Origin of the sequence: Natronorubrum halophilum (genome assembly GCF_003670115.1) — an archaeon.
In the GTDB taxonomy this organism is placed as follows: Archaea; Halobacteriota; Halobacteria; order Halobacteriales; family Natrialbaceae; genus Natronorubrum; species Natronorubrum halophilum.
In genome coordinates this window covers 1,153,546-1,175,443 of the sequence record NZ_QQTY01000002.1, presented here as the reverse complement: position 1 = coordinate 1,175,443, position 21,898 = coordinate 1,153,546, and the positions used below count along the sequence as shown (strand labels likewise).

Here is a 21,898-nt window from a genome sequence, read left to right as displayed (position 1 = left end):
ACCTCACACCGCGTCTCCGCCGAGCGCTGTCGCGTCCGCACGGCCGGGACGAGAACTCACTCGAGCAGGATATCGTCTTCGTAGCGGTAGTGAATAGCCGAGAAGAGAGACTGGACCCGAGACGCGTTGATCTCTCCGTCGGTACCGGGAAACTCGAGAGGATCCGAAGCGGTGCCGAAATCGTGGTCGTACTCCCAGGCGTCGTCGCGGATGCCGACGAGCGCATTGGCGGAGGTAGCCGGTTCGGCGAGGCCGTCGAAAAACTCGGTCACGGCGTGCTCGCGGTCGATTAGCCGCGAACAGATCCGCCGAAAGTGAGGGTTGCCGAGTTGGGGGTGATGGCTGCTGTAGCCGATCATGTAGAACGCGTCGGACGTCCCCGTCACGGTTGCGGTGTTCTCCGCCTTTCGAATTTCCCCGGCGCTTTCCGGTGGCAGTTCGCTCGCCGTCACGTCGACCTCACCGTTGACAAGCGCGTCGACCATCGAGCCAGCGTTCGGATCGACCTGGAAGGTGATTCCATCGAACCGGGAGGAGTTCTCGAGCACCGACGGACGGTCCGTCGCTTCGCGGAGGACGTGTGCATCGAACGGTTCGAGTTGGATCTCGGCGTCGGTCGTGGACTCTCCGAAGGCGAACAGTCCCGAACCGATCGGCTCGGAGTTGTCGTCCATAATCGCTTGCGTCTGGCGCTCGGTCACGACTTCCGCCCGGTCGGCCCAGATATGCGTCGGGAGCAGCGGGATCGTCAGCGCCCGACGAGCGGCCGACTGGTTCGTCTGGGTAAAGAACAGGGATATCGTCCGCGAATTGATCACGTTCGTCCTGTCGACCAACGTCTGTCGCCCCCGATATCGCGGTGCGGGGGCGCCACTGTCGATCGAACCCATCGAGGTGTCCTCGAGAAAGTCGAGCGTAAACGCCACGTCGTCGGCATCGAGATCCGTCCCGTCGTGCCACTCGAGTCCCTCCCGAAGGGTAACGCGGGCTCGGAGCTGGCCCTGTTCGGTCCACTCAACGTCTTCGGCCAGCCACGGAACGTACTCCTCGTCGATCCGTCGGACCAGTGGATCGTACAGGAGGCCCAGTAGACCGGCGATCCGGTTCTGGTCGACGGTGAGCGGGTTCAGCCGCTCGGTGAGACCTTCACCGAAGACGCCGACTTCGAGTGGACCGTTTCGCGACTCGTTGTTCGGGTGGGTGAGGATATCCAGGTACTGGTGTGGACGCCGAGGCGGGTTCGGGACGCTCAACTCGTTGTCCAGCCCGCTGAGCGGGTAGGGATGGGCGACAACCGTGTACGGTGTTGTCTCCAGCAGGTGGTCGATCAGATCGATGAGCACGTCGAGACGGTCGTCTCCCTCGGCCATCCGCTGTTCCTCGAGGTAGTCGTCGACCGTGATATCGGAGAACTGGAAGGGGTTTTGCCACCCCTGTTCGCTGACGAACTGTGAGTGCAACAGCCCGCGGAGGGCGTCGTACTCGTCGAATCCGTCGTGTCTGGCGACGAATACGTCGTAGTTACCCTCGAGCAGAATATCGCGATACAGTTCCGCCATGGAGACCGGTTCGTGCGTTGCGTCGATGCCGGCCGCAACGTAGTTCTCACGGAGCTGGCTCGCGATCGTCGCGGCGAGGCGGTCGTCGTCCGCCGGAACAGTCTTGATTGTCAGCGAAACCTGCTCCGGGTCGCTGGTTTCTGCCTGCGACCAGAGTCGCTCCGCGCACCCGGCGAGGGCGCTGGTTCCAACACCGATCCCAGCGAGCAACCCCCGTCTGGTCGTCGAGGGAGCGACGTCTTCCATACGCGCTCGAGTACGCCACCACGGCGTATAGGACTTACTCTCGAGACGACATCTCGACGAACGGACGACGTGCGGCCGTCGGGCGATCGGTAGCGCGGACAGTCTTACGGATTGATGGGTGTGACGTACCGCAGGTCCTCGCCGGATGATGGTTTTCGAGATAGTAACGGGATACTGATTATCTTTTCTACCGATATATGTTCGCCATAACAATACGGTGTCGTGGTATCGATGCACGTGTGACGTCCGCTCCCACTCGATGGACCGGTCCAGTGATGGACGCGTCCACGCCGGGAACGGCCACGAGAGCTACCCATGAAACTCGCACTCATCGGCATTGGTCAGGCTGGCGGAAAAGTAGTCGATCGATTTCTGGCGTACGACGACGCCATTGATCGCGAATTCGTCGAAGACGGAATCGCGGTCAACACGGCAACGGCGGACTTGCAGGGACTCGAGTACGTCCCCCGGACGAATCGAATCCTCATCGGGCAGTCGCGCGTAAACGGCCACGGCGTCGGCGGCGATAACGAACTCGGAGCCGAGATCGCCGAGGCGGACATCGACGAGGTCCAACACGCGATCGATCGAGTTCCGACCCACGAACTCGATGCGTTCCTCGTCGTCGCCGGCATGGGCGGCGGCACCGGCTCCGGGGGTGCACCCGTCCTCGCAAAGCATCTCAAGCAGCTCTACACCCAGCCGGTCTACGGGCTCGGTATCCTTCCGGCGACGGACGAAGGCGGGATCTACACGCTCAATGCGGCCCGTTCGTTCCAGACGTTCGTCCGCGAGGCCGACAACCTGCTGGTCTTCGATAACGACGTCTGGCGCAGCGCCGGCGAGTCCGTCCAGGGCGGCTACGATCGGATCAACCGCGAAATCGTCGAGCGGTTCGGGCTGCTGTTCGCCGCCGGAGAGGTCGGCTACGGCGACGACGTCGCTGAAAGTGTCGTCGACTCCTCCGAGATCATCAACACGCTCTCGGGCGGCGGCGTTTCGACGATCGGCTACGCGAGCGAGACCGTCGACACGAGCGGCGACGGGCTCCTCTCGTCATTGACCGGCGGCAACGATGCCGGCGGTTTCGACGAGGGAAGCGCGACTACCCGCCTGAGCAGTCTCGTGCGCAAGGCGACGCTTGGTCGGCTCACCCTCCAGTGTAACGTCGGCAGTACCGACCGTGGCCTCGTCGTGGCCACCGGTCCGTCCACCGAGTTGAGCCGTAAGGGAATCGAGCGCGGCCGTCAGTGGCTCGAGGACGAGACGGGGAGTATGGAGATCCGCGGCGGCGATTACCCGATCTCCGATAGCGACGAGGTCGGCGCGATCGTGCTCTTGTCGGGCGTGACGGACGTCTCGAGAATCGATCAACTTCAGCAGGTCGCGATCGAGGCCCAGGAGACGACAGAGGTGGTCAACGCGCGCGCCCAGGACGAGTTCGCATCCCTGGTCGATACGGGCGGGGAACTCGACGCGCTGTTTTGAGAGTTCGTGTGGTTCTATCGGCCATCACGGTTCCGAACGGTATCGCGATCCGCGTTAGTGCTCGGGTCCCGTCGACGGACGGACGAACCGATCGACCGCGGTCCGAAACTGGGCGCTCTCTCGGTACCACAGCCAGCAGCCGACGCCGCCGAGGATGAGCGAGGTGGCGACGAGCCCGACCGCCGACATCATATAGGCCGCCGCACCGTCGCCCGACGCGGCGAACACGTTCGCCGAGTTGTCGTGGACGAAAAAGAAGTAGCTCACGAACCACGCGTTCGAAAACACCGTCAAGACGAGCAGCGGTGCACCGTAGGCGTAGTTCTTGAGCCAGATCAATCCGAGCGCGGTTACCGGACCGAGAAGTCCGATGACGATCATAAACGCCGGTTGCCCGTCCGTAAACGCGACGTCGACCGTCGACTGGGCGAGCGAAAACAGTCCGAGAACGGCGACGTACGCCATCACCGGAGCCGTAACGATGAGTCGAGTATCCACGTACTATGGTCACCGCCTGTTCATCTTAACCGTTATTACCAATCGATCGTCAATTTCGTTATTGCCAACTGGTCGTTCACGGGAGCGGCGAGGAGCTACCGATCGCCGCGGCGAACCGTCACTCACCGGCCTCGAGCGGGAGTGCACGCGTCTCGATCGTCTCTCGTCGGCCGTCCAGTAGCTCGAATCGATCGCCGCGACGCGACTCGAGCCAGTACAGCAACCGTTCGGCCCACGCGAGCTTTCGCGCTTTCGTCGAATCCACCGTGGGATCGTCGAAGTCCCAGCCGACGAAGACCAAGCGGGCGGCCCCGAGATGATCCGCGAGAAAGGCCGCGCGGTCGCCGTCAGTAAACCCGCCGACGTTCCGAACCGGTCCCCGCGGCGCTGCTTGCGTCGTCGGCAACACGTACTCGCCGGCGCAATCGGGAACCACCGCGCGGAGCGCGGGAACGTTGTCGCCGTGAGCGTGGACCGCGACCGGAACCCCTCGCTCGGTCAACCGCCGGACCGTCTCCGGGTTCTTGTCGAGATCCGTAACCATACAGTCGACGTCGACCCCGCGTTCGGCGAGCGTATCGGCCGCCGTCGAGGCTGCAAAAACGACGTCGGCTGCGCGGGCCCGCTCGAGTGCGCGCTCACGCTCCAGTGACGGGCCAGCGCCGGCGACCGCGACCGTGGCGTCTCGAGCGCTCGAGAGGTGAGCGAGATCGAAGTCGTCGGTCAGCGAGGCCAGCGTATCACGCGCTCGCTCGTCGCCCGCCCGCTCGTAGCCGAACTCGGCCAGGATCGGTTCGTACACGGGTTCCCACTCGTCGAACTCCATACCTGAGATGAGAGACGGAGTCGTATCTGTATTCGGTCTCGTGTCCGATGACAGCGGACTCGTCGTCGTTGTCACTCGTCGACATAACACCGCAATAATTCGTGTTGTGGGCCGGGGGTCGCCTCCAAAGTACCCCTACCCGGGAGGCCGCCCGGCGTCCACTTCCTCTTTTCGAAGCATCCGGCATAAGCTTTCTCTTACTCAAGCATTTCCGCGAACGATTCTCCGAGCCCCCTCAGATCGCCGTTTGCGTCCCGAAGATGGGCTGACACGTCTGAAATCGCGGCTGTCGATCCGACGAGGAGGAGTTGTCCCGTGTTCACGTGTTTCACGGCCGTGTCGTACTCGGACGCGATCGACGCCACCCGAACCCGATCGTCTCCGTCGAGTCCGTCGACCTTGATCGCCAGCGAACACCAGTCGTCGGCACCCTTGGGATCGATACCGCGTTCCTCGAGGTGCGCCCGGAGTTCACGGCTCGAGCGAACGTCCAGCCGGGACACCGAGAACTCGTCGGTGACGACGCGAGCGCGGTCGGTAAACGCGTCCCCAACCAGGGCCGCGTCGCGGGTTTCGGCGACGTCGTGGGTTCGAATCACGTGCGCACCGCGTTCGACGGCCATCGAGGTGGCCGCGAGGCTGACCGGGAGCCGATCCTCCGTCTCGCGACCGGCGATATCGCCGAGGAAGTTCTTTCGATTGATCGAGACGAGCACGGGCCGTCCGAGCGCGCGAAACTCTCGAAGACGACGGAACGTTTCGCGGTCGCCCTCGAGCGTCTGGGCCTCGCTCCAGCCGCCGAAGGCCGGGTCGATGATCGTCTTGTCGGTCAGTCCGTTCTGTTTCAGCGCTTCGAAGACCTGATCGACGTAGTCGGCCTGAGACGCCCACTCGGGCGACTTTCGGCCGGCCCAGTCGGTTTCCTCGACCGCACCCGGGCGCTCGAGATCCGGCGGGCTCGCCATCTTGACGACGGCAACGTCGTGGTCCGCACAGACGGTCGGCATCTCCGGATCGGCGAAGCCGGAGATATCGTTGACCATGTCGAAGCCCCGCGAGAGCGCCTCGTCTGCCACTTCGGCGTACCGGGTTTCGATCGAAAAGATCGCGTCCCCGGAGACGCGCTCGATCGTCTCGAGCGCGGTGTGGAGCCGATCGAGTTCCTGGTCGGCCGTGAGCACATCGAAGCGTTTGTTCGCCGACTCGAGCCCGATATCCACGATGTCGGCACCCTCACCGATCAGTTCCTCGTCGACGTACCGGGCTGCGTCGCCGGCGTCGTCGAAGACGCTCGGATCGTACGGGGACTCCTCGCTGACGTTCAACACGCCCATGATCCGGGGCGGGTACTCGTCGCCGATTCCCAACCCCGCCGCGTCGACGGCGTTCATACTCGGTCTCGGAAGAGCAGCCTCAAAGGTACCGCGATTGACGAACCGGGACTGAATCGAACGGCAGTAAGCGCTGCGTCGTCGGCGATCGGTCGCTACTCGTTTTTAGCGTCTTCTTCAAGGACGGCCAGCCGGGAGTCCCGAAGCAGGACTTTCCGGACGATCGAGGGGTTCTCGAGCAGTCGGTGTTTGGCGTGGGCACCGCGTCCGCGCCCGCGACCCTCGCGCTCGGACTGGATCACGTTGAGGAAGTTCTGTTCCTGGAGGATCTCCTGCACTCGGCGCTCCGAGAGGACGTCGAAATCGAGCTGGCGAGCGATTTCCTTGTACTGGTTGTAGATGATCTTCGTCGGGAACTCCTTTTCCGAACTGTTCTCGGTCAGCAGCGTCAGCGAGTAGAGGATCGCCTTGGCCTGCTGTGGCGAGCCCTCGATCAACTCGTTGAATCGATCGGCTTCGGTCTTCTCTTTGGCGTCACGGACGTGATCCGCGGTGACTCGAGTCGCGTCCTGTTTCTTCGCGATGCGGCCGGCGTTGCGGAGGATGTCGATCGCCTTGCGCGCGTCCCCGTGTTCCTGGGCCGCGAGCGCGGCGGTCAGCGGAATAACGTCGTCGGAGAGCACGCCGTCGTGGAACGCGTCGCGTCGTTTCTCGAGGATCTCGACGAGCTGGTTGGCGTCGTAGGGCGAGAAGACGAGTTCGTCCCGGGACAGACTCGATTTTACGCGTTCGGAGAGGTGGTCCGGAAAGTCGATCTTGTTCGAGATGCCGATGATTCCGATGCTCGAGTCCGAGATACGTCGGTTCTCGCCGGCGCGGGAGAGTTTCCGGAGGACCTCGTCGTCCTCGAGCATGTCGATCTCGTCCAAGATGACGATCGTGACGTCGGTGCAGTGGTCGATCGACTGCCACAGCCGTTTGTAGTAGTCGCCCGTCCCGAGGCCGCGATCGGGGACGGAGACGCCGCTCTTGTTCGACTCGTTGACGATCTGTGCGATCGTCTTGACGATCGACGCCTCGGTGTTTTGCTCCCCGCAGTCGATGAACGCGTACTTCACCGTGATGTCGTCGCGCTGGGCCTCCGAGATCACCCGCTGGGTGATCGATCGGGAGATCAGCGACTTGCCGGTTCCGGTCTTGCCGAAGATGAACAGGTGGTTCGGCTCGCTCCCGAAAATCGCGGGATTCAGGGCGTCCGCAACCCGTTGCATTTGCTCGTCGCGTCCGACGATCCGGTCCGGGCCGGGAAGATGTGTGATCTCGAGCAGGCGCTCGTCGGCAAAGACCGGATCGTCGTACCGAAAGAGTGGATCACGATCGTCGTTGGCGGACATTGCAGTAGCCCGTGTCTTCCAACTGGATTGAAATAAAGCTATGGAGATCTATCGCGGATGTAAATATTGCGTATCAAGGCCCAAAACCCGAATATTCGCCACTATCGTTGCGGTTGTCGATGGACAGCGGTCTCGCGTTTGTGAGGCGGCGCGAGGCACATGACGATTGCTAGCAGTGATTTCGAACGGTGTTCGACGATAACTCGACTCGAGAGCACCAACTCGGGACAGGAACTCATCCCCCGACAATTCAACTGTGTGAAGCACCCACGCCCCCCTCGCGGATGTAACGGCGGTGTCAGTCTCCGGTTAGGTGCCACCACCGGTGACAGTGCCGGGTGATCTCTGAAACCCGTTCGGTGGCGGTACAGTAGATCGTGTTCTACCGAAGTTGCCGATATCGGCGGATAAAGCCCTTTCTCGGACACTACGGCAGTTGCTAGTGGGGACACACACCCCCCTCGCGTTTGTAACGCCGAATGGGTGGGGTGGGTGTTCGATCATTCCGGGATCCGTGTCGAGATGGACGATAAGAGCCAGATGTTACATCCGCGAAGGTGGTGTGTTCCACGTGAAGACCCCCACACCTAAACTGCGTTACAAACGCGAGGGGGGTGTGTCCCCCCAACACCAGACCCGTTTCATCAGTACTCGCCCCTTCCGTGATTGCCGTACAGTTCCTGTCGAATCGATTGGAGAGGGTTCGAACGAAAGATCAGAGCCAGTTCACGACGGTGCTCAGCCCCGCTACCAACCAGTGGTGTAGGCCGCTACCTATCGGCTACCGCTGATAATCTAGACGAAGAATCTAGTCTAGTAGTCTAGTATAGTCTAGTTGTTTCTAGAACGGATTTCTAGACTAGTTGTGTAGACGATTATATCGGTGGAACGTCCGACTTCAGCTATCGGGGACGATCCGGAAGTTACGAATCGAGAGTGGCGTCCGTTCCAAACACTGCTAACCGGGACTGCCGACTCGAATCGAACAGATATCTTTTGACCGCCCGCCAGCTAATCGGTGTATGATCACCGTCGATTCCACGTCAGCGAACACTCATGGAGACACTCGCAGGCTCACGAACGGAACCGAAACGGATACCCGGCTCCTCGAGCCGATATCGAGTATCATCCGATGAATACCGAGTCGTCTGAAACCGACCGCTCGAGGGGACGTTCACGGACACCGCCGGCGGTCGCCGTCGTCGACGCCCAGTCGCCGGGTAACGTCGGCACGATCGCCCGCGCGATGAAGAACTTCGGATTCGAGGACCTCCTGCTTGTCGACCCGCCGGAACTCGATCCCGACGGCGAGGCGTACGGCTACGCAGGGCACGCTCGAGAGGACATCCTCCCGAACGCGACCGAGACGACGTTCGATCACATCGTCGAGAGCTACCACACGATCGGCTGTACGGCGGTGACCAACGAGGACGACCGCAGTCACGTTCGGTTTCCGTTCTCCACGCCGGCGGAGCTCGCGGATCGGCTGCGGACCGTCGACGGACCCACCGCGCTCGTCTTCGGGCGCGAACGCGTCGGGCTCACCAACGAGGAACTCGCTCGGATCGACGAGATCTGTTCGATTCCGGCCCACGCCGAGTACCCCGTGCTCAACCTCGGGCAGGCCGCGACCATCACGCTCTACGAACTGCAATCTCTCACCCTCGCGGACGAGGAAACGCAACACCCGGACCTAGAGCGCGTCCGAGCCCCCAAACCGACCGTCGATCGAGTGTACGACCAGTGGGCGGACTTACTCGAGGAACTCAACCATCCCGAAGAGAAACGCGACAAAACGATGCGAATGCTCCGCCGCGTGTACGGCCGGGCGGATCTGACCATGGGCGAGGCGAACGCACTTCTCGGATTGCTCCGCCGGGCGACGGAACGCCCCGAAAAGCAGTGACTGAACGCCCCGAAAAACAACAACCGAACCCCGGCGGCTCGAGACCGTACCGTGCGAAACCGTCTCAATTGGGGGCGAGTACGCTGTCGGTCGCTCTTGACGACTCGAAAACTGAACGATCCACGGGTCCGGTATCGACTACGGTCAACTCACTGCGGCGCTACCGGCGTTTCCTCGCTTTCTTTCGCTCGCTCGCGCGCGGCCTGTGAGACGTACCGTCCCGACTCGGAAACGGTACCGATCCAGCCGCAGTCGGGGCAAGCGAACAGCCCTTGCCCGTCGATCAGCGACCCGTCGCAGTCGGGACAGACGCCCGCGTCTACGACGCCCGTCGTCGGTTCCGATCGCGTTTCGGTCTCGCCGGCAGCACCCAACGGCGTCGGCAGTTCGCCCGTTCGAAGCGAGGCGATGGCCTCGTCCGTCGTGTGCGTCTCCTCGAGTTCCTCGTCGGTGTGGGGGAACACGCCGATCAGTTCGTCGTCGGCGTAGACCTCGAGACACAGCAGGGGCATCACGAGCAAATCGTTCGTCTCGCCGGAAATCTGCGACGTCGTCGCGCGCTCTCTGAACGGCGGGCGGATGCTCACGCCGCGCTCCTCGGCCCACTGCTCGAATCGGTCGAAGCTCTCGAGGGCTTCCTGATAGGGACTGTTGTCGGTGAGTGAGACCTCTTTCGGCCAGCTACGGAGTAAGAGCTCGTCGATCGCCCCCTCCGTCTCGCAGGCCCGTAAGGTTTCGATCTGCCTGTCGACCGGCTCGAGCAAGAGCGGCGCGCGCACGTGGCACACTGTCGTGATTGTCGGTGTTGTCATGATGTATACCACCCACGTTCTCACTGGTAAACGTTTCCTGGGACCCCTTAGAGGAATTTATACGCGATTATACACGCGACGCGGACCGGGACTCCAGCAACGGTCTATTCTTGACGTTCGAACCGCGAGCACGAGCCCTCGTCCATCGAACGACTCGAGTTGGACTCGACCGAAACGCCGCCGTCGGTTCGGACGCCGTCGGTTCGGGACTCGGGGTGCTCACCCGCCGCTCGTCGGCTCTCGGTCGGCGCGGTCGTCCAGGCCGATCGAAGGAGCGACCGAAACGCATCTCGCTTGATGACGACGAACCCGACGAGAATCGTCACCAGACCGACGACCGTGAGCGAGTCGACGACGGACCCGAGCACGAGCCAGCTCACGCAGATCGCGACCGCCGGCTCGGCGTATCCGACGAGGTTCACCTGCGTCGCCCCGCTTCGATCGAGGAGTTCGAAGTAGAGCAAGAACGCGAAGACCCCGGAGACCAGCGTCAGGTACCCATACGAGAGCAGCGCTGTCGTCGTCATCTCGATGGCGGCCACCGATTCGCCTCGCAGGACCGCCCAGCCGAGCAACACTCCGGCACCGAGCAGCATCGACCAGGCCTGTAGCGTCTCGAGTGGCAGATCCGATTCGATCGGCCGGACGAGTACGCTGCCGAGCGCGAACGCGACGGCGGAGGCGAAGACGAGTATCGCACCGAACGTCACCTCTCCCCCGAGCGCCGCCGGCGATGGTCGGACGACGAGGACGACGCCGACCAGCCCGAGTACGAAACCGCCGACACCGACGAGACTGAGCCGTTCGCTCGGGAGCAAAACGCCCGCGAACGCGACCGTGAGGATCGGTGCCGTGCTGACGACCGTCGCCGCGACTGCGCCCGAAACGTGCAGTTCCCCGAGGTACAACAGCCCGTGATAGAGCGCGATGACGAACACGCCGGCGACGACGACGACGAGCCACTCCGACCGTCCCGACGGGCGAATCCTGTCGGTGACGACGGCTGCGTAGCCGAGGACGATCGCGCCAGCCACCGCGTAGCGAAGCCCGGCGAACAACAGCGGCGGGACGTGCTCGAGCCCGATTTCGATCGCGACGAACGAACTGCCCCAGCAAAGCGAGAGCATCGAAAAGAGAATCAATCCACGGTACTCAGATCGAAGAGAGGCGATAGTGACCATATCCAGTTCGAAACGGACGGGTGTATTTAGATCCTTCTACAATCAAACCGATGTCGACGAACCCAAAACCACACATATGATCTTGATCCGAATCGACCGCCACACAGGACACGTCCGTTGTAGAGTTCTCCAAGTACATCAGGCGAAGGATACATTCCGATCCCCGCCGAGGACTCCCTCATGGACGAACGCGATGTCCGACTTCTCAAGGCGATCGCCGAACTCGAGACGGGGAGCCCCGAACGGCTCCACGAAGCGACCGGCATCCCCGTTTCGACGATCCACTACCGGCTGAACAATCTCCGGGAGGAGGGGATCATCACGAACGACCGCTACGACATCGATCTCGAGAAACTCGGCCTCGGAGTGACCGTCCTCGTGGAGGTTCACGCCGACTATCGCGGCTCCTACGAGGAGTTCGCGGACCGACTCCTGACCGTCGAGGGCGTCACGAACGTCTACTTCACGATGGGCGAGACGGACTTCATCGTCGTCGCGCGACTGAGCGACAGCGGGATGGTCGAGCGTCTGATCGCCGAGTTCGAGCAACTCGAGGGCGTCGACCGGACCGACTCGACGTTCGTCATCTCGGCGATCGAAGAGCGCGACGCGCTGCAGAGTTACGAGCTGGAGACGCTGCTTGAGGAGTTACCCGACGAATAGGGTATCCGCTCGAGTCGGATTACTCGAGGGGGAGAATACGAACAGCGAGACCAGCACCGGTCAGGGAGGACCGCTCACGCCCGCTTCTGAATCTCCTCGCGGAGCAGTTCGCTCACGAGGTCGCCGTCCGCCTTGCCGCGCAGCGCGCCCATACACTCGCCCATGAGCCCGGAAAACGCCTGCATTCCTTCGTCCGCAACCTGGTCCTCGTTTCGCTCGACGACCTCGACGACGGCCTCGCGAACCTCGCTCTCGTCGACGCCGCCGAGGCCGGCTTCCTCGGCCGCCTCCTCCGGCGTTCGATCCGGCTCCTCGGCCAGCGCAGAGAGCAGGTCCGGCACGCCCTCGTTGGGAAGGTCGCCATCCTCGACCATCCCGAGAACGCCCTCGAGGTGTTCGCGCTCGAGGTTTTCGACCGACACGTCGTCCCGCCGGAGTTCGGTCAGCGTCGACTCGAGCGTCGTCGCGGCGAGCGTCGGATCGACCCCGTCGGCGACGACAGCCTCGAACAGCGGCATCCGCTTCCCGTAGGCGACCTGCTCCGCCAGTCCCGTGCCGAGGTCGTACTCGGCCTGATAGCGCTCGACCTTCTCGGTCAGCAGTTCCGGCTTCGGCACCTCGCTCGGATCGGGCTCGACCGGCGGCACGTCCGTCTCGGGATACATCCGTGCCGCACCGGGAAGCGGGCGCAGATAGCGAGTCGTCCCGTCTTCGTTCGCGCCGCGGGTTTCCTCGGGGACGCCCTCGAGTGCAACTCCGGCGCGCTCGGCGACGGCTTCGATGGCGGTTTCCGCCACACCGGTGTCAGCGGCGACGATCGCCACGGCATCGTCGGGACCCGCCCCGACGGCGTCCCGAAGATCCGCGACTTCGTCCTCGGTGACGCCGTACGCCGGCAGTTCGTCCGTGTGGAAGATCCCGCCCGCGCCGTGGCGTTTCGCGTAGTCGGAGAACTCGGTTCCGAGGCGACGGTCGGGCGCGACTTCCCGGCCAACGATACCGTCGAAACCGTACAGCGGGACGGCCGCGACGGCCCCGCCGGAGTCGAGCGCGCCAGCGATGACACCGCTCTCGGTTCCCTCGAACACGCCGGTCACGTCCTGCATCTCGCCGATCGACGCCTCCCGCTCCTCGAGTTCGTCGCGAATCTCGACGAGTTCGACCTGCCGTGCGGCTTCGTTTCGAACGATGTCGTCGATACCGTCGAGGCTCTGGACTCCCTTGACCTCGACGCGCGCGCCGTCCTCGATGGAGACGTTGACGTCCTGGCGAATCGTCCCCAGACCGCGCTTGACCTTCCCCGTCGAGCGAAGCAACATGCCGATTCGCTCGGCCGCCTCGAGGGCCTGGTCGGGCGTCGAGATATCCGGTTTCGTGCCGATCTCGACCAGCGGAATCCCGAGCCGGTCGAGGCTGTAGCGAACGCCGTCGTCGGTCTCTTCGACGCGCTGGGCGCTTTCCTCCTCGAGCAGGAGGTCCTCGATCCCCACCGCCCCGTCGCTCGTCTCGATCGCTCCGTCGGTCGCGATCAGCGTCGAGCGCTGGAAGCCCGACGTGTTCGAGCCGTCCACGACGAGCTTTCGCATGACGTGCGCCTGATCGACTGGGTTCATCTCCATCAGCTGGGCCACCTCGAGGACCGTCTCGAGGGCCTCGTCGTCCAGCTCGTGTGGTGGTTCGTCGTCTTCCTCGACCAGGCAGGTCGAGTCGTACGCGAGGTACTCGAACTCGCGGTCGACCTTGCTCTCTTCTAAGGCGGCCTGATCGATCTCGCCGAGTTCGCTGCGCGTGGGATGAAGATAGCGCGTGAACCGACGCGTCGACTCTTCGGGCTCGCGAAGCTCGGTCGGACACTGGCAGAACAGCTTCGTCGCCGTCTCGAGTTGCTGGTGGATCTCCAGCCCGGCGACGAGTCCGAGCTCGTCGTAGTCGTACTCGCTCATTAGCGGCCACTCGGAGGCGGAGGGGTAAAAAACCGTCCAGTTGCGCTCGTACTCTCGGTTGGACCGATTCACGGACCGATCGCGCTCGAGCGCTCGCGATCGCCGTCCGGTCGGTTCTGATACGATCCTCTCCGGTAGCTGTGTGTTGTTTTGACACGCTCGTTTACGATGCGTACGAATGTGCTTTTCAGACGTTCATACGCCGGCCGTGGTCTTACTCTCGGATCTGACAACTAGCATCGTGAGAGAGGCGATTTGACATCTCTGTTTAACAACATTTATTTCTCGGTTCATCAATTTCGCTCCATGGCTCCCGCTTATCCACAGCTAACGACGTATCTCAACGAGGCAGGTACCGACGGGTATCTGATTAACGACGACGGTGAGGATAGCAACCAGTACTACCTCTCGGGCTTTCGCGCGATGGGGAACTTCATCACTCTGTACCTCGACGGGAAGGTGCACCTGCTCGTCCCCGACATGGTGTACGCGCGAGCGAGCACCGAAGGCGACGGCGATAGCGTGCGACGGTTCTCAGAGTTCGATTACGGGAGCAAGGTCATCGAACACGGGCCGGCGAGAGCCGGTCCCATCGCGACGGCAGAGTTTCTCGCCGAGAACGACGTCGACGCGGTGTCGGTACCGGCCTCCTTCCCGAACGGCACTGCCGATGTCCTCCGCGCCCACGGCGTCAACGTCGTCACCGACTACGACGACACGGTTGGTGATATTCGCGCGCTGAAAACCGAGGTGGAAGTCAAACACGTAAGAGAGACCCAGCGGGCGAACGAGAGTGCGATGGCGGTCGCCGAGGAAATGCTCGAACGTGCGACGGTCGAGTCGGGTGTCCTGCACTTGGACGGGGAGGTGCTCACCAGCGAGCGGGTCTGCCGGGCTATCGAAGCTACACTGCTGGAGGAGGGCTGTGCGCTAGACGAGTGCATCGTCGCCTCAGGGGCGGAGGGGGCCACGGCGCACGCGGTCGGGACGGGCCCGATAGCGGCGGGCGATCCGATCATCGTCGACATCTTCCCGCGCAACAAGGAATCGCGGTACTTCGGGGACGTGACCCGGACGTTCGTGAAGGGTGAACCTGACGCGAAAATCAGGGAGTGGTACGAGGTGACCCGGGAGGCATACGAGACGGCGCTCGGAACCATCCAGCCCGGCGTGACCGGCGAGGCGGTGAACGAGGCGGTCTGCGACGTGTTCGAGCACGCGGGGTACCCGACGCTCCGGACCGACGAGGCCACCGAGGACGGCTTCACAAGCGCCACCGGCCACGGCGTCGGGCTCGACGTGCACGAAAAGCCGAAGCTCAACTGGGGCGGCGGGGAGCTACGGCCCGGCCACGTCGTCACGGTCGAGCCCGGGTTGTACGAGCAGGGAACCGGCGGCGTCCGCCTCGAAGACCTCGTCGTGGTGACCGAGACAGGCTACGAAAACTTGACCGACTATCCCCGGGAACTCGGCGTCGTGTAGCGCTTCTACATACTCGTTCCCCTCTCCCTCTGTACTGATCGCTGTAAACATCAATCCGCTTCTTTGGCCTTCGACGGAGCCGTCCGCCAGTATACTCGCCGAACCGGTTGCCAGTTCGAAACCACCGTTCACTGGATTAATTCGACGGCATCAGTCGCTGGACGACCCGGCCGACAGCCCCGAACTCGAGTCGCTATCCGTGTACGACGACTCCGAACCTGCGTCGGAGTCCGTCTCTGCTGACGCCGACCGGTTTGCGAGCGCGTCTCCGACCGCCTCGAGCACCGTCTCCGGCGTCGCCTCAACGATCGGCGTGTTCGTACCGTCGACCGCCTCGAGAAGCTGCTGGCTGCCGGTCCCGCCCGTACCGATCTCGGGGTCGGCCAGGACCGTCACGTCGGCCTCGGAGACCCGGTTCTCGAAGATCATCAGATCGGACTCCGAGAGCGATTCGAACGGCGGGACCTCGATGCGGTCGACCTCGAGCGATCGGGCCGTCTCGGCCGTCGTATCACCCCTCGTAACGGGGCCGACGGAGACCTCGAGTCCCGCATCCGCGGTCTCGAGTCGGGCGAGGACGCCCGCGGCGCGCGTTCCCGTTCCGAGAACGTGAAGGCGACCGTCTCGGAGCGCCCGCCCGTCTGGACCGTCGTCCGCGCCGTTTCGACGGCGGTCCGAAAGCGCCGTCACCGTCTCCGTCCCCGTGATCGGGTTCGGCGTGACGGTCGCCGTCGCGTCGAAGACGGCGGCGAGCGAGTCTCCGGTCAGCACGTCCCCCGGCGGACCGCTCCGGTAGATTTCGCCGTCCGCGAGCATCACGAGTCGATCGCAGTAGCGCGCGGCCAGGTCGAGGTCGTGAATCGCCGCGCAGACGGTTCGGCCCTCCTCGACCAGTTCCCGGACCAACTCGAGCGTCTCGACCTGGTGGTTGATGTCGAGGCTGCCGGTCGGCTCGTCGAGCAACAGCGCCGGCGTTTCCTGGGCGATCGCACGCGCGAGGACGACGCGCTGGCGCTGCCCGCCGCTCACTTCGTCGATCGGTCGGTCAGCCAGATCGTTCGTTCGCGTGCGCTCGAGGGCGCGTTCGACCGCCTGCTGGTCCCTGCGAGTCGGCGCGGAAAACCGCGACCGATGGGGGTGTCGCCCCATCTCGACGACGTCGCGAACGGGGAAGGAAAACGAGAGCGTCGTATCCTGAGGCACGACCGATACCAGCCGACTCGAGGCCTTCGAGGGGATCGCGTGGATATCGCTGTCGCCGATCGACACCGTTCCGGCGGCCGGCTCCAGCGCACCGCTGATGGCCCGCAGGAGCGTCGTCTTCCCGGCTCCATTGGGGCCGACGAACCCGACGAACTCCCCCGGCTCAACGGTCAGCGACACGTTCTCGAGGACCGAGAGATCGCCGAAGGAGAGCGAACAGTTATCGACCGATATCGCCGCCGGATCGGGGCGGTGCGTACGGGCCTGGCGCTCGGGTTCGCCATCGTGCGTCTCCGGTCGCTGCGTCATACCGAATGCACCTCCCGGCGGGTGAGCAAGAAGAGGAAAAAGGGCGCGCCCAACGCGGCCGTGATGATTCCGACGGGCACGACGGGGGTCGCGAACTCGAGGCCGAACGGGAGCGGGACCGTCCCGATCCGGGCGATCGTATCGGTCGCGACCAGAAACGACGCGCCGGCGAGCGCGCTGGTCGGCAACAGGATGCGGTGGTCGGGGCCGACGACCAGGCGCATGATGTGGGGAACGACCAGTCCGACGAACCCGATGACGCCCGCGACCGCAACGCCGGCCGCGGTGACGAGGCTCGCGATCGCGAGCAAGAGCAGTTTGGTCCGTTCGACGTTGACGCCCAGGTGGTGTGCGTCCTCCTCACCCAGCAAGAGAACGTTCATGTCGCGCGTGTACGCCAGCAAGACGAGAACGCCGGCAAGGGTGACCGGCAGCGCGAACGCGACGTCGCCCCAGGTGCTGTTGTTGAGATGCCCCATCATCCAGACCACGGCCTGTCTGAGTTCGTCGCCGCTGAGGACGAGCATGTAGGAAATCATCGCGCCGAGAAACGCCTGTATGGCGACGCCCGCCAACAGCAGCGTCGCGACCGGCGTTCGTCCGCCTTCGGTCGCGATCCCGTAGACGAAAAACGCCGCCCCCAGCGCGCCGACGAACGCCGAGAGGTGGAGACTTCCGAACGGAATCAGGGCCGGAAACGCGATCGCTGCGACGGCACCGACAGCGGCGCCGGACGAAACACCGATAATCGACGGATCGGCGAGCGGATTTCGGAAGAATCCCTGCATGACCGTTCCCGCGGCCGCGAGCGAGAACCCGACCGTCGCCGCGAGGGCGATCCTCGGCAGCCGAATATCGGCCACGATGATCTGGTCCGTTCGCGAAACGTCGAACGAGAAGATCGACGTGTACCGGAGATCCGGAACCGGAACCCCGGTCCCGATTACCGGCAGGGTTCCGGTCTCGAGTGTCACGCCCGACGGAACGACGACAGCGTTCAAGATGGCCAGCGCCACCGTCACCGGATCGATCCTGACCGATCCGAGGGCGGCGCTACCGATGATGACGGCGATGAGTAGCACGATCAACCCCGCCGACCACGAAACGGTCCGGACCGGGCGCGTCATATACTGCAACCTCGGTTGGGTTAGACAAATATTTGTTGAAGACCCCCGTCATAGCGGATAATGCGACAGAAACTCGTCGTTTTCGTTACCGTACTACTGGCCCTCTCGCTGTTTGCCCCCACCGTAGCTGGGACGAGCGTCCAAACTACCGCCGATGCGAGCGACGCGGAGTGTGAGTACCCGCTCGAGGTAACGGACGCGACCGGCGAAGAGATCACGCTCGAGGAACCGCCGGAGTCCATCGTCGCCTTGCAGGCGAGCGACGCACAGACCGTCTTCGAGATCGGTGCCGAGGACCGCCTCGACGGGATGCCCGACGAGGAGGCGACGAGCGGCCTCGAAATCGGCGACCGCGTGGATATCACCGACAACTACGAGGTCGACCACGAACTGGTGGTCGACCTCGATCCGGACCTCGTTCTGGCTGCAAACGCCACGGCTGACGCGGACGTCGAAGGTCTTCGCGAGTCCGGCCTCACGGTCTACCAGTTCGATGCCGCGAACTCGATGGACGACGTGCGCGAGAACACCCTTCGAACCGGTGAACTGACCGGCGAGTGCGGCGGTGCCGAGGAAACCGTCGACTGGATGGACGAGCGTCTCGAGGTCGTCGAAACGGCCCTCGAGGGAGCGGATCGACCGCTCGCCTACTACGCGATGGGCGAGGACGGAACGACCGCCGGAACCGATTCGTTCATCCACGAGGTGCTGACGACCGCCGGTGTCGAGGACATCGCCGAACAGGCGGAAGGCACGTTCTACCCGCAACTCAGCACCGAGATGATCGTCGACGAAGATCCCGAGTGGATCATCTACCCAGACTACACCGACGAACCGCCGATACCCAACGGGGCTGAGGCAACGACGGCCTATCAGAACGAGAATACGGTCTCCGTCGATGCGAACCAGATCAGTCAGCCCGCACCGCAGGTACTCTACGCCGTCGTGGATATCGTCGAAACAGTTCACCCCGACGCCTACGAGCAGGCGAGCGAGGGCCTCGAAGCGGCCAACGAAAGCGGCGACGGTGAAACCGACGACAGTGAAAGCGACGCCGAAAACGATACGATCCCCGGCTTCGGGGTGGCAGTGGCCGTCGCAGCGCTCCTCGCCGTCGCGTTCCTCGCGGGCCGTCGATAATCGCCGAATTCCCGTCTCGTTTTGAAAAGGGTTTACTCGTCGGCTGCTCGAGATGAACGCATGGTCGAGAACGTCATCTGGCCCGCCTATCTCGATGCGGGCCTCTCACGGGCCGAGGGTCGGCGCGTGTCACGAGATCTATCAGTCGAAGAGCCGACGGTCGACGAAATCGCCAAGGCGGTCCAGCAGATCGGGTACGATGCCACGATCGAACGGGACAAGGCCTACTCCAGGGAGCACTGGGCCGATCGCGGCCGCGTCGTCGTCCGCGGGGCCGACGACTCGGCGAAAAACGACCTCGTCCAGGCCGTCGCGGCCTACGTCGTCGCGATGCGCGAGTAAGATGCGCCGGGTTGGATCGGTCGTCCGTACCGCACAGGGCCTCGCCGTGTTGCGGACGGACGACACCGACGATAGCGGATCCGGTGGTGCCGACGGCGGGGCGAACTCCGATAGCGCGCTCCGAAACGAGATCGGGACGATGGTCTTAGACGACTCCCTCGAGGAGGTCGGCCGCGTCGTCGACGTCTTCGGGCCGGTCGAGCGCCCCTATCTCGCGGTGACGCCCGACGCCGGCGTTCACCTGCCGTCGCTCGTGGGATCGCCACTGTACGCTCGATAGCGCTCCGGGCATCCACAACACCCTGGAGACCGGTAGCACCGCTCGAACGCGTGGCTCGAGCGACCGCGAACCGACCGCCATCCGAGTCGCTCGCTCGAGCGAAGACGAAAACACCCATAGGAGCGGGGTACGAACGCCGGGCTATGAATCATCGGACGCGGGTCCTCCTCGCCGTCGGTCTGACGGTGGTGCTCTTTCTCGGTGTCCAGCTCGGTGCGCTGGCGCTGATCGAGCCCTTCCACGATTCGGATCGACAGGCGGTCGAGGACCCCGACGACCCGGCCAACAGCGTGGTGTACTTCGCCATTATTCTCGTCGCGACCGCCCTCATGCTCGTGACGTTCAAGTACGACGTCCAGTGGCTCATCAAGGCCATGATCATCGGCGTCAGCGTGATGCTCGCGTGGTTCGTCTTCGCCGAACTCGTCCCGCCCGCGGTCACCGTCGGCGGAGTCAACGCCGTCGCCGCGCTCGCCGCCGTCGGGATCGGGGCAGCCCTCCTGTTCTATCCGGAGTGGTACGTCATCGACAGCACCGGGGTGGTGATGGGGGCCGGTGCGGCCGCCCTGTTCGGGATCAGCTTCGGACTCCTGCCGGCCATCCTGTTGCTGTCCGTCCTCGCCGTCTACGACGCCATCAGCGTCTACGGGACCGAGCACATGCTCGATCTCGCCGAGGGCGTGATGGACCTCAAGATCCCCGTCGTCCTCGTGATCCCGACGACCCTCTCGTACTCCTACCTCGCCGCGGGCAGCACCGACGGCGTCCTCGAGGACGAATCGGGCGACGAGACGGATTCGGCTTCTGCAGAGGCGACTCCCACGGACTCGACGTCCACCACCGCAGCCAACGGCGGGCCATCGACGAGTGATACGGACGCCACCGGCGATGACGCCCGAACCGATGCCGACGCCGAAATTGACGGGACCGATCCCGACGAGGGCGGCATGGAACGTGACGCGCTGTTCATCGGCCTCGGCGACGCCGTCATCCCGACGATTCTCGTCGCGAGCGCGGCGTACTTCCTCGACGTCGGCACGATCGACGTTCCGGGAATCGCGCTGAACGTTCCCGCCCTCGGCGCACTCGTCGGCACGATCGCCGGCCTGCTCGTCCTCATGTTCATGGTTCTCAAGGGGCGACCCCACGCGGGACTGCCGCTGCTCAACGGCGGCGCGATCGGCGGCTACCTCCTCGGCGCGCTCGCGAGCGGGCTGTCGCTTATGACGGCGCTCGGCCTGTAAGCGCACGCGAACGGTCGATCAGCGACGATCGTTTTTGCGAGGGACGCTACTCGTTTTCGTCCGTCTCGTTGTCGCCGCCGTCTCCATCCTCCTCGACGATATCGACGTCTACGTCGTCGCTGTGCTCGAGGCCGGCGACCATGGTATCGATTCGCCCCTGTTCGGATTCTGCCGAAAACCCCTCTTCGTCGGGATAGACGCCGATGAGTACGAGGTGGTCGGAATCGTGATCCGGCTGGGCGATATCGACGAGCACATTGATCTCTTGCTCGCCGTGTAGCGTCGCTGCTCCTTCGTAGGTATCGAACGAGACCCGCACGTCGAGTTCGTCGGGTTCGAGGGCTCGACCGCCGATGTTACTCCCGATCTCGAGTTTGTCGTACTGGTTCTGGACGTGTTCGGCGAGTTCCGCCGTGGACATCTCGCCGACGGGATTGAAGCTCTCGCCCGCGACGCTGACCTGTGGCGTCGAGATGAGTGCAAAGACGCCGGCTTCCGTCTCCGATCCGAAGGCATCGAGCGGGAGCTCGAGGGTCCGGGTGTACTCGCTGAGATAGTTCGTCACCTCGACGCTTTCGCCGGCGAACTCGCGCTCTTCGACTCGTTTCCTGGTCCCTTTGTATTCGTACCCGGCCTCGTCCGCGGCGGCCGTGGACACTCGGACCGGGAACGCCTCGAACGTCGTGGCGTCGTTGATGATGCCGCTGAGACAGCCCGCCGAGGTACCCACCGCTCCAGCCGCGATCGTGGCAACGAACAGTCGTCGATTCATACTAGTCAGGTCGACCGTACTCCGAAGTATAAATTTCGTGGTCTTCATCACCGCGTGGAATTCGGCCGATTCGAGACACTCGCTCCGCCCCGCTGTGTCCCCGCCACCGTCGAACGGCGGTCAGTGGCGCTCGATCGCGTTCGACCGAAACT

Annotated in this window: 18 protein-coding genes and 1 pseudogene; 8 read left to right on the top strand and 11 right to left on the bottom strand. The window is 63.7% G+C overall.

Annotated elements, in window-relative coordinates:
- Positions 1 to 56: 56 nt before the first annotated feature.
- On the bottom strand, positions 57 to 1,805 hold the full coding sequence (locus tag DWB23_RS11890; protein WP_121742996.1) for an ABC transporter substrate-binding protein: 1,749 nt from the start codon (positions 1,803 to 1,805) through the stop codon (positions 57 to 59).
- Positions 1,806 to 2,120: 315 nt separating this feature from the next.
- Between DWB23_RS11890 and DWB23_RS11885 the strand changes: the two genes are divergently transcribed.
- Positions 2,121 to 3,293 (top strand): tubulin/FtsZ family protein, encoded by a 1,173-nt coding sequence (locus DWB23_RS11885; RefSeq protein WP_121742995.1) that lies wholly within the window; start codon positions 2,121 to 2,123, stop codon positions 3,291 to 3,293.
- A 54-nt stretch (positions 3,294 to 3,347) separates the two neighbouring features.
- On the opposite strand, the gene DWB23_RS11880 is transcribed toward DWB23_RS11885, so the two are convergent.
- The 4 genes from DWB23_RS11880 to DWB23_RS11865 form a co-directional block, all read right to left on the bottom strand.
- Positions 3,348 to 3,791: a hypothetical protein gene (locus DWB23_RS11880; protein WP_121742994.1), complete on the bottom strand. Its 444-nt coding sequence runs from the start codon at positions 3,789 to 3,791 to the stop codon at positions 3,348 to 3,350.
- Positions 3,792 to 3,909: 118 nt separating this feature from the next.
- On the bottom strand, positions 3,910 to 4,617 hold the full coding sequence (locus DWB23_RS11875) for a 6-hydroxymethylpterin diphosphokinase MptE-like protein (RefSeq protein ID WP_121742993.1): 708 nt from the start codon (positions 4,615 to 4,617) through the stop codon (positions 3,910 to 3,912).
- A 197-nt stretch (positions 4,618 to 4,814) separates the two neighbouring features.
- On the bottom strand, positions 4,815 to 6,008 hold the full coding sequence (gene folP / locus DWB23_RS11870) for a dihydropteroate synthase (RefSeq protein WP_121742992.1): 1,194 nt from the start codon (positions 6,006 to 6,008) through the stop codon (positions 4,815 to 4,817).
- A gap of 95 nt (positions 6,009 to 6,103) precedes the next feature.
- Positions 6,104 to 7,342, bottom strand: a complete 1,239-nt coding sequence (locus DWB23_RS11865; protein WP_121742991.1) for a Cdc6/Cdc18 family protein — start codon at positions 7,340 to 7,342, stop codon at positions 6,104 to 6,106.
- A 1,132-nt stretch (positions 7,343 to 8,474) separates the two neighbouring features.
- Between DWB23_RS11865 and DWB23_RS11860 the strand changes: the two genes are divergently transcribed.
- Positions 8,475 to 9,248, top strand: coding sequence for an RNA methyltransferase (locus DWB23_RS11860; RefSeq protein WP_121743101.1), 774 nt, complete (start codon positions 8,475 to 8,477; stop codon positions 9,246 to 9,248).
- A gap of 149 nt (positions 9,249 to 9,397) precedes the next feature.
- Here the strand turns inward: DWB23_RS11860 and DWB23_RS11855 are convergent, their stop codons facing one another.
- Together DWB23_RS11855 and DWB23_RS11850 are read right to left on the bottom strand one after the other, a co-directional pair.
- Positions 9,398 to 10,060: an HTH domain-containing protein gene (locus tag DWB23_RS11855; protein WP_121742990.1), complete on the bottom strand. Its 663-nt coding sequence runs from the start codon at positions 10,058 to 10,060 to the stop codon at positions 9,398 to 9,400.
- Between the two features lie 104 nt (positions 10,061 to 10,164).
- The gene (locus DWB23_RS11850) at positions 10,165 to 11,241 is read right to left on the bottom strand and encodes a DMT family transporter (RefSeq protein ID WP_238717396.1); all 1,077 of its coding nucleotides are present in this window, start codon (positions 11,239 to 11,241) and stop codon (positions 10,165 to 10,167) included.
- A 180-nt stretch (positions 11,242 to 11,421) separates the two neighbouring features.
- Here DWB23_RS11850 and DWB23_RS11845 point away from each other — a divergent pair, with 180 nt between their 5' ends.
- Positions 11,422 to 11,904 (top strand): Lrp/AsnC family transcriptional regulator, encoded by a 483-nt coding sequence (locus tag DWB23_RS11845; RefSeq protein ID WP_121742989.1) that lies wholly within the window; start codon positions 11,422 to 11,424, stop codon positions 11,902 to 11,904.
- A gap of 74 nt (positions 11,905 to 11,978) precedes the next feature.
- Here DWB23_RS11845 and gatE read toward each other — a convergent pair whose 3' ends face one another.
- The gene (gene gatE, locus DWB23_RS11840) at positions 11,979 to 13,847 is read right to left on the bottom strand and encodes a Glu-tRNA(Gln) amidotransferase subunit GatE (protein ID WP_121742988.1); all 1,869 of its coding nucleotides are present in this window, start codon (positions 13,845 to 13,847) and stop codon (positions 11,979 to 11,981) included.
- 306 nt (positions 13,848 to 14,153) lie between these two features.
- Between gatE and DWB23_RS11835 the strand changes: the two genes are divergently transcribed.
- Positions 14,154 to 15,329 (top strand): M24 family metallopeptidase, encoded by a 1,176-nt coding sequence (locus tag DWB23_RS11835; RefSeq protein WP_121742987.1) that lies wholly within the window; start codon positions 14,154 to 14,156, stop codon positions 15,327 to 15,329.
- A 150-nt stretch (positions 15,330 to 15,479) separates the two neighbouring features.
- Here the strand turns inward: DWB23_RS11835 and DWB23_RS11830 are convergent.
- Positions 15,480 to 16,709, bottom strand: a pseudogene (locus DWB23_RS11830) (ATP-binding cassette domain-containing protein); the annotation flags it as partial.
- Between the two features lie 128 nt (positions 16,710 to 16,837).
- On the bottom strand, positions 16,838 to 17,968 hold the full coding sequence (gene btuC, locus DWB23_RS11825; RefSeq protein WP_121742985.1) for a vitamin B12 ABC transporter permease BtuC: 1,131 nt from the start codon (positions 17,966 to 17,968) through the stop codon (positions 16,838 to 16,840).
- 60 nt (positions 17,969 to 18,028) lie between these two features.
- Between btuC and DWB23_RS11820 the strand changes: the two genes are divergently transcribed.
- The 4 genes from DWB23_RS11820 (at position 18,029) to DWB23_RS11805 (ending at position 20,974) form a co-directional block, all read left to right on the top strand.
- Positions 18,029 to 19,108 (top strand): PGF-CTERM-anchored ABC transporter substrate-binding protein, encoded by a 1,080-nt coding sequence (locus tag DWB23_RS11820; RefSeq protein ID WP_121742984.1) that lies wholly within the window; start codon positions 18,029 to 18,031, stop codon positions 19,106 to 19,108.
- 60 nt (positions 19,109 to 19,168) lie between these two features.
- Positions 19,169 to 19,450 carry a signal recognition particle subunit SRP19 gene (gene srp19 / locus DWB23_RS11815; protein ID WP_121742983.1) on the top strand — a complete coding sequence of 94 codons (282 nt, stop codon included), beginning with the start codon at positions 19,169 to 19,171 and terminating at the stop codon, positions 19,448 to 19,450.
- Position 19,451: 1 nt separating this feature from the next.
- Complete coding sequence (locus DWB23_RS11810) at positions 19,452 to 19,730, top strand: H/ACA ribonucleoprotein complex subunit GAR1 (RefSeq protein WP_121742982.1); 279 nt, start codon at positions 19,452 to 19,454, stop codon at positions 19,728 to 19,730.
- Positions 19,731 to 19,873: 143 nt separating this feature from the next.
- The gene (locus tag DWB23_RS11805) at positions 19,874 to 20,974 is read left to right on the top strand and encodes a presenilin family intramembrane aspartyl protease PSH (RefSeq protein WP_121742981.1); all 1,101 of its coding nucleotides are present in this window, start codon (positions 19,874 to 19,876) and stop codon (positions 20,972 to 20,974) included.
- A gap of 46 nt (positions 20,975 to 21,020) precedes the next feature.
- Here the strand turns inward: DWB23_RS11805 and DWB23_RS11800 are convergent, their stop codons facing one another.
- The gene (locus DWB23_RS11800; protein ID WP_238717395.1) at positions 21,021 to 21,746 is read right to left on the bottom strand and encodes a DUF6517 family protein; all 726 of its coding nucleotides are present in this window, start codon (positions 21,744 to 21,746) and stop codon (positions 21,021 to 21,023) included.
- Positions 21,747 to 21,898 lie beyond the last annotated feature (152 nt).

What these genes read in the sequence shown, in the direction of transcription:
- DWB23_RS11890 (WP_121742996.1), bottom strand. Translation starts at nt 1,805, where the DNA reads ATGGAAGACGTCGCTCCCTCGACGACCAGACGGGGGTTGCTCGCTGGG.
- DWB23_RS11885 (WP_121742995.1), top strand. Translation starts at nt 2,121, where the DNA reads ATGAAACTCGCACTCATCGGCATTGGTCAGGCTGGCGGAAAAGTAGTC.
- DWB23_RS11875 (WP_121742993.1), bottom strand. Translation starts at nt 4,617, where the DNA reads ATGGAGTTCGACGAGTGGGAACCCGTGTACGAACCGATCCTGGCCGAG.
- folP (WP_121742992.1), bottom strand. Translation starts at nt 6,008, where the DNA reads ATGAACGCCGTCGACGCGGCGGGGTTGGGAATCGGCGACGAGTACCCG.
- DWB23_RS11865 (WP_121742991.1), bottom strand. Translation starts at nt 7,342, where the DNA reads ATGTCCGCCAACGACGATCGTGATCCACTCTTTCGGTACGACGATCCG.
- DWB23_RS11860 (WP_121743101.1), top strand. Translation starts at nt 8,475, where the DNA reads ATGAATACCGAGTCGTCTGAAACCGACCGCTCGAGGGGACGTTCACGG.
- DWB23_RS11855 (WP_121742990.1), bottom strand. Translation starts at nt 10,060, where the DNA reads ATGACAACACCGACAATCACGACAGTGTGCCACGTGCGCGCGCCGCTC.
- DWB23_RS11850 (WP_238717396.1), bottom strand. Translation starts at nt 11,241, where the DNA reads ATGGTCACTATCGCCTCTCTTCGATCTGAGTACCGTGGATTGATTCTC.
- DWB23_RS11845 (WP_121742989.1), top strand. Translation starts at nt 11,422, where the DNA reads ATGGACGAACGCGATGTCCGACTTCTCAAGGCGATCGCCGAACTCGAG.
- gatE (WP_121742988.1), bottom strand. Translation starts at nt 13,847, where the DNA reads ATGAGCGAGTACGACTACGACGAGCTCGGACTCGTCGCCGGGCTGGAG.
- DWB23_RS11835 (WP_121742987.1), top strand. Translation starts at nt 14,154, where the DNA reads ATGGCTCCCGCTTATCCACAGCTAACGACGTATCTCAACGAGGCAGGT.
- btuC (WP_121742985.1), bottom strand. Translation starts at nt 17,968, where the DNA reads ATGACGCGCCCGGTCCGGACCGTTTCGTGGTCGGCGGGGTTGATCGTG.
- DWB23_RS11820 (WP_121742984.1), top strand. Translation starts at nt 18,029, where the DNA reads ATGCGACAGAAACTCGTCGTTTTCGTTACCGTACTACTGGCCCTCTCG.
- srp19 (WP_121742983.1), top strand. Translation starts at nt 19,169, where the DNA reads ATGGTCGAGAACGTCATCTGGCCCGCCTATCTCGATGCGGGCCTCTCA.
- DWB23_RS11810 (WP_121742982.1), top strand. Translation starts at nt 19,452, where the DNA reads ATGCGCCGGGTTGGATCGGTCGTCCGTACCGCACAGGGCCTCGCCGTG.
- DWB23_RS11805 (WP_121742981.1), top strand. Translation starts at nt 19,874, where the DNA reads ATGAATCATCGGACGCGGGTCCTCCTCGCCGTCGGTCTGACGGTGGTG.
- DWB23_RS11800 (WP_238717395.1), bottom strand. Translation starts at nt 21,746, where the DNA reads ATGAATCGACGACTGTTCGTTGCCACGATCGCGGCTGGAGCGGTGGGT.